We start from the raw sequence: 10,795 nt of genomic DNA, 5'->3' as shown, positions 1-10,795 counted from the left end.
TCCCACTCATTTTTTTTAACTCTGCAGTCAAGCCTCCGACCTGGAAGGAGCCGATCAGCTATTGCCTCAAGTTCAAGTAGAGGCGGTTCTTGCCGACAAAGCGTATGATGCTGATGAACGGGTAGTAATTCCTTTGCAACAACGAGGAATCGAGGTAGTCATTCCACCCAAGAAAAACCGCAAAGACCCCCGTGATTATGATGCTGTGTTGTACCAAGCGCGTCATCTGAAGCGAGAATTTCTTTGCCAAACTAAAGCAATTTCGAGCCATTGCTACTCGCTACGACAAGCGTGGGCTAAACTTTTTGGGAGGGATTTATCTAGCTGCCTCAAGTATCTTGTTGGCTTAGGCTGTCAGCCGAATCTTGCTCCACACCTTGTTCATTTTGTCAACCTTGCTAATTGATGACACGCCCTAGACGAATTAAAATATCTGGAGCAAGTTGGAAATCAGAACATATTGGACAGGTATTGGGTCATCGATGTGCTTAATTAAATGACTTAATTGGTAAGCGAAGAAATAGTTGAGTATAAATACTCGTCGTAAAAGTGACACGCTCCCTTCGGATTATAGGTTATAGAAAACATTCCCAATTCCCCATTTTTTAATTAAACTACTCGATAAACAAAACTCAGAGTTGCCCAAACATTCACATCCAAAGCCAAATCATCCGTCGATATCCCCACTGTCTGCACCCCCGGAATGCTAGCCGCGTGCAAATCTTCGAGCACCGCCCGCGCCACATTTAAAGGATTCAACAACACTCGAATTGGCAGGGCCTCCCTCGTTTGCTGCATTTCGGCTTCTATTGCAGCCACAGTTTGAGCGAAGGTGCTCTCACTGAATATAATCATAATTTCCGCAAGTCCGATCGGCCCAGATACCGCCCACCCGATCGCCCCAGCCGCCGGCACGGTCAAATTCTCCCCAGGAGCGATCGCCCGCGACATTCCCCCCACAGCATCTTTGCCCTCAGCGCCGAGCACGGACAGCCGTCCCGCGCTGTCCGTGCAAAACACCGCAAAGTAAACCGGGCGATCGCTGTTGTTATACAAACGGTAGCAAAATCGGCTGCCCTCTGGCAAACTTAGTATATGAGCGCTTGCGGATTTCTCACTTTCCCCGCTCAGCGGTTCCAGCCGATAATCACCGCCGGCCCGCACCGGCTCTCGCTGCGCCACAGCCCGCGCTTGCGGTGCGAGAGTTGCCAGAACCGCCCGCACCTTCAGGCGCGAAGACCCCTCATTGACTGTCAGCCGCAGCAACTTCCCAGCCTGCAGCGCTTTCAACTGCGGAGTCAAGCGCTGCACCGCCACCTTGACTGCTTCTCCCCCGTCCCCCTCCGTATCGGGAATCAGCATTTGAGCCAAAGAAAACAAACCGTAACGGCTTTGTATCAAAGCAGGCTCGTGAGCCGAGGAAGTTTCGGCTAAAGTCGTTTCCGGGACTCTGCCGAACCGACAGTCAGCCGGTTGCTCGCTGCCTACCGCCGCAAGTTGCGGCAAAGTCGAGAAAGCACTGGTGGCGTCCACGCGCTCGATGCGTTCCAAACCCGAGTCCAAAGCTACTGTCAAACCGATATTTCGCGGCAATACCCGAATTTCTTCCCTCACCAGTTCGCCGACTGTTAATTGGCCGTCTGTTTGAGCAGGCCCGTCTAAAACTTGGGCTTTAGCAGAGAGGCCCGTGCGTCCCCGCAGCAAAAGCCTCGCGCCATCCGAGGAATCCACAGCAAAAACAGAACCCCCGGAGCACTCCAAAACCGAGGGCGACAACCCCCCCAGCCACAACTGCACAGTTTTGCCCCCCTCTTCCACGGCCGTTACAGCGCCGTCAGATGCAGGGGAATTCAAGATTAAATTTGAAAAATTCACCGCCGGCGCGGCTGTTAAATCGTGATGGCGAATTTGCGGTTGCTGCGATAACCCCGCCAGCTTGCTGTAAACATTACCCGCCGCACGACTGAAACAGACGCTGAAGCTGCTAGCGGGAGTTGCCCACCACAAAGTTTGGGTGAGGGCGTAGGTAAATAAACCTGCGGTAAATCCGTTCCACTCTTGTTCGGCGGCGAGTGCGGAATTCGCGCCCGCGGCAAGTACGGCGGCCGCAGGGCGGAGATTTGGGCGGGATCGGAGGTCTTGGGCAAACGTTAATTCTGCCATGCCCGGCTCGCCGATGGTGGGGCGGGGGCGCGAGCGAATGCGAAAGTTGCCGTTTTTGGAGAAACCCGGATAGGTGTAGCTGGTGTCGAGGAGGGCGATCGCATTTTCTGTCGCGAGCGATCGCATCAACAGCAACAGCGTTTCCTCTAAAATATCGTTCATCGGCCGGTTTGCTAACAACGGCAAAACATCATCCGCCGGCACCAAACTGTTTTGCATTTTTCCGGGAGACTCGCCCAAACTGACTCGGCTACCGCAGCCGCTAAAGTGAAAAACTACCACGTCACCGGGTTTTGCTTGTTGAGTCAAGTGAGTGACAAAAGCCGTCTCGATATTCTCCCTCGTAGCTTTAGCGTCAGTCAAAGTCAAAATGTCCGACGGCACAAACCCAAACCGATATATCAGCAGTTCCCGCTGCATTTCCACATCCGTGACGCAGCCGTGCAGGGGCGAGTCTGGATATTTGTCAACTCCAACCAACAAAGCCAATTTCCTGGCTGTCGGCTGCGCTAAGGCTTGGAGGTAGCGATCGCCCAACGGCAGCCACAGGGCCTCGCTGATTCCGATGGCGGCCAGCACCCGGCCAGCTTGCTGCAAAAATTCCCGCCGCTTGAGTCCCATCTTTAAATAGCTTTGAATTTTAAGCTTTGAATTTTAAGTTAAATTCCCCTCAATAATTTTAGGGGAATTAATTAGATTGTGAGTGTTTAGTATGAAGGGAGTTTTTAAGTTTTAACTTTTGAGCTTCAAGTTGAAAATTTCCAATTTAAAACTCAAAACTCAAAATTAAAAACTCTTCAGAAGGTCGCCCACACCAAAGTTCAAGATTTAAATCTCGTAATTGAAAATATTCATTGCCTTGGCTAATTCTGCGGCGACTTCCGGTCGGGAAAACTGTGGTGGTGGCAATTTTCCAGCGCGCAGCATTTCCCGAACTTTGGTTCCCGACAAATGTACCCGTTGTTCGGGAGTGCTGGGACTTGTTTTAGTTGTAGCCATTTGTTCAGTCAGTGTGCAATAGAAAGCGTGCTCGAATTTCATCGGCACAATTCCCAATTCTCCCGGCTCAAATTCATCAAAAATATGTTGGGCATCGTAAGTGCCATAATAATCGCCAACTCCAGCGTGATCGCGCCCCACGATAAAGTGAGTGCAGCCGTAGTTTTTGCGGATTAAAGCATGAAAAATTGCTTCTCGCGGCCCGGCGTAGCGCATCGCCGCCGGATTAATTGCCAAAATTACGCGATCTTTTGGATAGTATTTTTCTAGCAGAATTTCGTAGCAGCGCATCCGCACATCTGCGGCGATGTCGTCATCCTTAGTCGTCCCGACTAGCGGGTGCAGGAACAAGCCGTCTACTGTTTCTAAGGCGCATTTTTGGATGTATTCGTGGGCCCGGTGGATGGGGTTTCGGGTTTGGAAACCGACTATGGTTTTCCATCCTTTTTCTGTGAACAGGATTCTCGATTTCGCCGGGTCAATTTGGTATTGGGGGAAACGGGAATCTAGTTCGCGTTCGAGCAGCCAAATGTCGCCTGCGAGGTTAACGGGCCCGGATTTGTCTACTACCTGGACACCTGGGTGTTTGAGGTCGTCGGTGCGGTAGACGTTGAGGGCTTCTTCTTCTTTACTGTAGTGATATTTTTCTGCAAGTTCCAAGAGCCCGACAAATTTGCCCGCCGGCGAGTCGAGGCGCACTAAAGTTCCTGCTTTCAGGGGGGCGGCGACTTCTTCTGTTACCGAGAGGGTGATGGGAACCGACCAAGGAAGGCCGTTGGAGAGGCGCATTTGTTTAACGACCGATCGATAATCAGCTTCGTTCATGAACCCTTTGAGGGGGCTCAGGGCGCCGATGGCGATCATTTGCAGGTCGGAGATCGATCGATCCGAAAGCTGGACTCGCGGCAAGACTTCTGCTTTATCGAAAAATTCTTGTCTTTGGTCTAGTGTGGCAATGCGGTTGACCAGGGTGCCGCCGTGAGGGGCAATGCGGTCTGAATGCTGGCTCATGTCGATTTGAAGTTGTGGGTTTTAGCTGCCAGAGTACATAGTATCAAGCGGTGGCTGCAATTCTACATTTTTTAATTCTTCTGGACTTGTGCAGAACGCTGCTTTTGTGGCGCTGTAATTCTTGAACTGTCAACTGGCGCACTCAAAACTTTAAACTTTCCCGTCAATCGATTTTCGATTTTCGATTTTCGATTTTCGATTAAAGAATTGACCCCACGGATAAATTCGGGGGTTCCTTTATCGGATACAGGTTTTTTATTTCTGGACGGATGAATCTGGGGGCTTGTATCCTGGATGCTTTCCCGTCAAGTCTGGACTTGAAATTCTTCGGGATCTATTCCCCAATTTACCCAGCTAATCGCTTCTTTAGCCGATCGCACTTTTGGAGGCACTCGCAAGGCATGAAGGTGTCCCGTACTCGGACAAGTCATCTTTAACAAATAAATTGGCTCTATGTCAATATTATTCTCAATTTCCAACAAAGTATATTCTTGCCAAGTATCCAATTCAGTTGCTTCCAATTCTTGACAAATTCTCGGATAGCCGATCGCCTGAATCAAAACTCGCCGCACTTCGGCATTCTGTTCTGTTAACAGCCATGAAGCTTGCCAAGACTGCGGCGGAACTTGACCAATTATTTCCGGCAGTCGGACGCCGCGATAAGAGTATACACTGAACTTGTCAGCAAATTCAACCGCTGGTTGACCTTCTGCGTGGAGCAAATATTCGCTATCAAAATGAAGTTGGATCGGGCGATCGCACACAAAGCACATTTTCTCAAACGGGTAAATCCAGCCGCAGTTTTCCACTAAAGATTGAAAGGCTGAGTATAAAGGGCGATCGTACTCCAAATTGAGCACGCCAATACAAAAATCTACCCAACTTCCGTGACAGGCTGACAGTTCGGAAAATATGCTGTTATTATGATAAGTCTGATCGATATGGAATCTCTGAAATCTTTCGCCCAACTTCTTTGCTAATTTGACATAAAGTTCGTCTTTAACATGAAGGTGCAGTTGATTCATCAGTTGAGCGTACAGCGGATTATAGAGTTGGCTGTAAATTTGATTTTCCAGCTCTTTGCCGAGTTGACTTCTTAATATATCGTATAATTCATTATGAATTTTGTTTCTGATTTCACTGGCCGTTCCCACACCAGAATCGCGTATCCTTAGCGGTTCAACTGCTTGCAAAGCTATGTAAGGGCTGTCACAGAAAATAATTTCCGGTTCCGGACAGCCGATGATGTTGTAGGCGGTGTTGATGGCCGCTGTCGCTTGCGGGCGATCGACTGGTTTTATCGAAAGTCCAATTTGCCGCCACTTCTCGCGATAAATCGGAATTAGCGCTATTTGTTTTGGAGTAATTGCGATCGTCATTTGTAGAGCTAGATTATTTGATTTGCGGTCAAAATTTTTCGCTTTCGCATCCGGTAAAAAATATCATTAAGTTTGCAAAAATAACGGAATTTTCCCTACAAACCTATTTTATTAGAGTTGTCAAATTATTGGTATAAATTAACGATTGCTTGCAACCTACCTAAAATCATAGGAACATTATCGACACAATAAACATCAGTATCAATAATTAAATTATTTCCATCTAATTTAAGAAACCGCCAGACAACGCCAGTAGTTACGCAGCCAAATACGGCAGGTATGGAATTGTGTTCGCGTTCGTTAAATAGCTGAGGCGCTACCATTTGTGCTGCACACTGTGGCAGACAAGATTCTATTTTTGGGCCTTTCGTTTCTCTCAATGCAAAAACGGGAACTTTAATTTCAAAGTCAAACGGCACAGAAGATAATAGAAAGTCGCATTCCCCATTCAATCCCAGCTCAACATCTACATCAAACGACCAACCAGAAAAAATAGAAAATTGTCTGTTGTTCCTTTCCCTAAATTCTAACAAAAGAGGAGAAATAATCCGTTCGGAACGTTCTTTTGCAGTTGTAACCGCAGTGTTAGAACTAATTTCGAGGGTTCTCCAAAGCCATTCGGAGGGTTCTACAGGAACAATCTTGGCACTCAAAATAGGACTGAGTGACGGTTCCAATCCAAATCGCTCTTTTAATTGTTGGAAAGTAAAGGATTTGTAAGGCATATTTTTCAGATAAGTCGCTGAAACTCTAGATTACTTGGAGAGACAAAGCGAGTTAATAAACGCTAAACACCCTTGTATAGCAACCCTTGCAAAATTTTGTCAACCTCTCTTTTCTTCCTTCTTCTCTCTTCCCTCAGACTTCAACATCAATCGGTTAGTTAAATCCGTTACATAATCCGTTGCCGATCTTCCTTCTAAACATTTAACCACTCAAGGAGTACCCTGGGCGCCGGCAACAAAATCATTAACAAAAGCCCGATCGCCAACAACCCCAAAAAATCCCGGCGATTATCCAATTCGCTGACATCATTCAGCGCTGGTTCGTCGTTTAGTGGCGTGAAAAACAAAATAATCGCCCACAGCAGCAAACCCTGTTCCAAAAAAGAAAGCAGCAGCATACAAAGCCTAGCAAATTGCCCGATCGCCATACTCGCTCGCTGGCCGAACATCGCGTGTACAATGTGCCCGCCGTCGAGTTGTCCCACCGGCATCAAATTAAACGCCGTCACGATCAAACCCAAATAACCCGCCACCGCTACCGGATGCAAATCGATCGCAGTTTCCGCATTCAAAGCGCCGCCCAAGGTTAACTTGCTCAACAAAGTCATCAACAGCGAAAAACTGGGTTTGAAAGACTCAAAATTTAACATTCCCGACTTTTCAGACAGCGGTACAATAGTCGAATGATTCAAACCCCAAATTAATAATGGCACTGTCGCCACTAAACCGGCAAGGGGCCCGGCAATGCTAACATCAAATAAAGCTCGGCGGTTGGGAATTGGACTCCGTATTTGAATGAAAGCCCCAAAAGTTCCTAAGAAAAAAGGAATCGGGATAAAATAAGGCAAAGTCGTGCGAATTTTGTAGAATCGGGCAGCTAAATAGTGGCCGGATTCGTGAATTGCTAAAATTGTAATTAGAGCCAGCGAGTAAGACAAACCCTGGAGCAATATTGACGGGTTGGACTGCAAAGCTTGTTCAGTAACTCCGGCAAGTCGCGCCCCGACAAGCGTAGTCGTAAACACCGTGATCAGCAGCAAAGCTAATGCAAAAAATGGCCTGGTTACAGATTCGGTTTTGACAGGAGTTTCGCCTGATTGGTGGCTGGGATTGGGAACTATAGCAAAAAAAGGTTGACCGCTCAAGCTGTTTTGAAATACTACTAAAAAGCGATCGCCAAAAAGCCTCTCCACATTCTCCCGAATCGCCTGATAAGCCGCCTCCGGGTTCGTCCGCAACTGTCCGCGACAAATTACAGCCTGCGGCCGAAATTCCAAATCTCGCAAAAAGTAAATTGACCAAGGAAAACAATCGCGCAAACTCGCTTCTTCCGCTGCATCGATCGGGCGCACGGGCGGTTTTGGCTTTACAGGTTCAGTCGCAGAGTTTGCTAGCTGCTCTGCTGTTTCGGGGGTAATTTTCTTGCGCCCCAACTGTACCAAAAACCAATACAAAAAAGGGCAAACCAGAAAAGGTATAATTACCAACTCCGGCGGTACAGTTTTGCTAGTACCGTAAACTAAAATCCAACCGCTCCAAATCAGCGCGGGCGCCATCATTACCAGCCACAGCAGCCATATCGGAGTCCTGGTGATGCGGCTGGTGCCGTTCTGCAACAAGTAGTACGATATCAGCCCCAATACGAACAACCATAGTAAAAAGAACATAATATTTATCCCATTCCCTTCTGAAATACTTCCTTGAAACAACAGAGTTTAGTCTCCAAACAACCCAGGCCCGTGCTCGACAATATCCTTGCTTTCCCGCCTAACCGGGAAACTCTGGGTGCAACAGCCTATTTCATTGTAGAAAACCAAACTAACATCCTGGTGGATTGTCCCGCTTGGGATGAGATTAACCAAACATTTTTGCGGGAACACGGCGGCGTGCGACTGCTGTTTCTCACCCACCGCGGCGCTATCGCCAAGGCGCGGGAGATTCAGGAAGCCACGGGGTGCGAGATCCTGATTCAAGAGCAGGAAGCTTATTTACTGCCGGGTTTGAAGGTGACGGTTTTTGAGCGAGAATTTGTTGTGAGCGATCGAATGAAAGCATTTTGGACTCCTGGCCATTCTCCTGGTTCCTCTTGCCTTTATCATAGTGGCAGCGGTGGAGTGCTGTTTTCGGGTAGGCACTTGCTCCCCAACCGAGAAGCCGCTCCAGTACCGCTGTGGACGGCAAAAACTTTTCACTGGCCTAGGCAAATTAACAGCGTGAAGTCAATTATCGATCGATTTTCGCCGGAAACTTTACAGTATATTTGTCCCGGTGCAAATACTGGTTTTTTGCGGGGAAAAGGAGCGATCGCTCGAGCTTTTGAACAATTAGCCAATCTAGATTTAGCCGTTTGTTTGCAGTCAAAACCTGAACCATAAATGTATGCTGCAACATCAAAAAATGATCTGACGCGCTAATTATAGCGGTAAGGTGCGCCCTTACGCACCCTACATTATTCTTCAGTCTCTTAGAGAGGAAGTTCGTTGGTGAAATAGCGGTTTCAACCGCCAATTCTTACCGTAGAAAAAACTGTGGAAAAAACCGAAAAACAAAAAATGCTCGCCGGCGAATTGTATTTAGCTGCCGATGAGCAATTAATTTTAGATCGCCAGCGAGCCCGCCGCCTCGCCAGAACCTACAATTCTACCCGCGAAGACGAACCAGACAAACGGTTAGAAATTCTCGCAGAATGGTTCGGTGCAGTTGGCCCAAAAGTTGAAATCGAGCCACCTTTCTACTGCGACTACGGCAGTAATATTTATGCGGGAAACGGATTGTATATGAATTTTGGCTGCGTGATTCTCGACTGCAATCGAGTTAACATTGGCGAGAATTTGCTGTGTGGGCCCAACGTACAAATTTACACCGCTCTTCACCCCACAGACCCGGAAATAAGGCTGTCTGGCCAAGAACTCGCCGCTGAAATTAATATTGGCAATAATGTTTGGATTGGCGGTGGGAGTATTATTTGTCCAGGAGTCACTATTGGCGACAATAGCACGATCGGCGCAGGCAGTGTTGTTGTCAAAGATATTCCCGCAAACGTCGTGGCGGCGGGGAATCCTTGCCGAATCATCCGGCATCTACCTTGATGTGGTACGATCGACACAATCGTGCGATCGGCTCCTTGGAGCTTAACCAAAAAATTTTAGGTTTAGAACAGGCGGTTTGAGATTTTTCACGTAAAATCCCCGAAAAAAACCGTGGAATAAATCTAAAATCTAAAATCTAAAATCGCTTAATTTCTCGTTCCCGGTTTCCACACTACCAAGCTTTTCTTATGACGACTGCAACAGTTTATCCCAACGCTCCTGATCTCTGCACCGACGACTACATAGCAGTCGGTGTAGCTACCTGCTTCATCAAAGAAGAAGGCGAAGTTTTTGAAGTGCAAGTAATCGAAGCTATTCCCTCAGCAGCTTTAGAAGCAATTGTGAAGGGAATTCCCACATCCTATTTAATGATTTGCGGGACGACTTTGGGAGCAGTGCTCGACGGCGAAACACCCAAAATGTTGCCAGAATTCCCGACATCAGCTCAGTTTAGCGAAGAATTTGGCTTTCGGGCGATCGCCGCTGCCCGCACTTACAAAATCCGCCCCCAAGCTCAACTTCACATTCCCTTGGGAACAGTTCGCAACGACTTTACTTATTCCTTAGAACGCAAAAGGGTGCTCAACTCCGAGCGCGTCATTCGCACTGAAGACAATGTGAAACAGCACGAACACACTCACAAGGTTCTTTAAACAAATCCCGCAACTGGGGCAATTTAGCAGTGCCTCAGCCAGCGGATGCACCGAAAATAGTTTTGATTGGTGAGATATAAATTAAAGATTTAACAAGTTTTTCCTTCATTAATAATGAACGAAAAACTTTTAATATTTCGTTATTAAACAATACTGCGGACACTTTGGGATTACCAACCGTATAATAAGGGTTTCAATGCGATTGCGTACTCGAAATACCAACTGAAAATCAAGGGTTTCAAACTACGAACTAAAAACAGTCTGGACTATTGATTAAGACACACACCAAAAATCTCAACCTAAAATGTCTACTGCTCACATCACCTAAATAACATCCATTATTAACGACTATAAAAAAGAATTAAGTAGTTGATTAAATTTTTTAATTTCTCAAAAATGTGGTATGATATTATTCCTGTTTAACAAAGTGATATCAAAGCGGGTAGCCTCGGAATTAATATTACCCACCGCCAGGACATGGCACTGCCGTGTCCCTATAATTAATCTGGGTAGGGAAACGGCACTGCCGTGTCCTTCATATCATGCCGATGCAACCGCAAACGATAGGAGCCGCTCGGCGGGAAAAAATTAAAAAATCCCCGCAATTATTGAATGCTAGTAGTTTAAGACTACTGGTATGCGGGCGAGTACATCGCAGGTGAGCTAAGGATTTCAATCTCACAAATTGGTCAAACCATGCGGTTCTCCAGAACTTACGGTGATATTTTTATCTAATTAGAGAAGCAAGCTAATACCCGTTCTCGAAAATTATCAAA

General features: G+C 47.1%; 9 protein-coding genes. 4 read left to right on the top strand and 5 right to left on the bottom strand.

Features of this window, described 5'->3' with window-relative positions; all coding sequences use genetic code 11:
* Window positions 1–40 precede the first annotated feature (40 nt).
* Window positions 41–406 carry a hypothetical protein gene (locus QUA04_RS30100; RefSeq protein WP_445242381.1) on the top strand — a complete coding sequence of 122 codons (366 nt, stop codon included), beginning with the start codon at window positions 41–43 and terminating at the stop codon, window positions 404–406.
* A gap of 203 nt (window positions 407–609) precedes the next feature.
* On the opposite strand, the gene QUA04_RS27050 is transcribed toward QUA04_RS30100, so the two are convergent.
* The 5 genes from QUA04_RS27050 to QUA04_RS27030 form a co-directional block, all read right to left on the bottom strand.
* A complete protein-coding gene (locus QUA04_RS27050) occupies window positions 610–2,784 on the bottom strand; it encodes a caspase family protein (RefSeq protein WP_333263124.1) in 2,175 nt (724 codons plus the stop codon).
* A 207-nt stretch (window positions 2,785–2,991) separates the two neighbouring features.
* Window positions 2,992–4,173, bottom strand: a complete 1,182-nt coding sequence (gene sat, locus QUA04_RS27045) for a sulfate adenylyltransferase (protein ID WP_333263121.1) — start codon at window positions 4,171–4,173, stop codon at window positions 2,992–2,994.
* A 305-nt stretch (window positions 4,174–4,478) separates the two neighbouring features.
* Entirely contained in the window at window positions 4,479–5,552 is a 1,074-nt protein-coding gene (locus tag QUA04_RS27040) for a DUF6745 domain-containing protein (RefSeq protein WP_333263119.1), read from the bottom strand.
* Window positions 5,553–5,677: 125 nt separating this feature from the next.
* Window positions 5,678–6,277: a hypothetical protein gene (locus QUA04_RS27035; RefSeq protein WP_333263116.1), complete on the bottom strand. Its 600-nt coding sequence runs from the start codon at window positions 6,275–6,277 to the stop codon at window positions 5,678–5,680.
* Between the two features lie 194 nt (window positions 6,278–6,471).
* Complete coding sequence (locus QUA04_RS27030) at window positions 6,472–7,944, bottom strand: site-2 protease family protein (protein ID WP_333263113.1); 1,473 nt, start codon at window positions 7,942–7,944, stop codon at window positions 6,472–6,474.
* A 33-nt stretch (window positions 7,945–7,977) separates the two neighbouring features.
* Here QUA04_RS27030 and QUA04_RS27025 point away from each other — a divergent pair, with 33 nt between their 5' ends.
* From QUA04_RS27025 to QUA04_RS27015, 3 genes are all read left to right on the top strand, one after another.
* The gene (locus QUA04_RS27025; protein ID WP_333263111.1) at window positions 7,978–8,652 is read left to right on the top strand and encodes an MBL fold metallo-hydrolase; all 675 of its coding nucleotides are present in this window, start codon (window positions 7,978–7,980) and stop codon (window positions 8,650–8,652) included.
* 153 nt (window positions 8,653–8,805) lie between these two features.
* Complete coding sequence (locus tag QUA04_RS27020) at window positions 8,806–9,366, top strand: sugar O-acetyltransferase (protein WP_333085524.1); 561 nt, start codon at window positions 8,806–8,808, stop codon at window positions 9,364–9,366.
* A gap of 188 nt (window positions 9,367–9,554) precedes the next feature.
* On the top strand, window positions 9,555–10,019 hold the full coding sequence (locus tag QUA04_RS27015) for a hypothetical protein (RefSeq protein WP_333160809.1): 465 nt from the start codon (window positions 9,555–9,557) through the stop codon (window positions 10,017–10,019).
* Window positions 10,020–10,795 lie beyond the last annotated feature (776 nt).

The organism is Microcoleus sp. S13_C5, from assembly GCF_036700845.1.
GTDB lineage: Bacteria > Cyanobacteriota > Cyanobacteriia > Cyanobacteriales > Microcoleaceae > Microcoleus.
This window is presented reverse-complemented; position numbering and strand designations above follow the sequence as displayed.

Coding starts and splice junctions, on each gene's coding strand:
- sat (WP_333263121.1), bottom strand. CDS start 4,173: ATGAGCCAGCATTCAGACCGCATTGCCCCTCACGGCGGCACCCTGGTC.
- QUA04_RS27040 (WP_333263119.1), bottom strand. CDS start 5,552: ATGACGATCGCAATTACTCCAAAACAAATAGCGCTAATTCCGATTTAT.
- QUA04_RS27030 (WP_333263113.1), bottom strand. CDS start 7,944: ATGTTCTTTTTACTATGGTTGTTCGTATTGGGGCTGATATCGTACTAC.
- QUA04_RS27035 (WP_333263116.1), bottom strand. CDS start 6,277: ATGCCTTACAAATCCTTTACTTTCCAACAATTAAAAGAGCGATTTGGA.
- QUA04_RS27050 (WP_333263124.1), bottom strand. CDS start 2,784: ATGGGACTCAAGCGGCGGGAATTTTTGCAGCAAGCTGGCCGGGTGCTG.
- QUA04_RS27015 (WP_333160809.1), top strand. CDS start 9,555: ATGACGACTGCAACAGTTTATCCCAACGCTCCTGATCTCTGCACCGAC.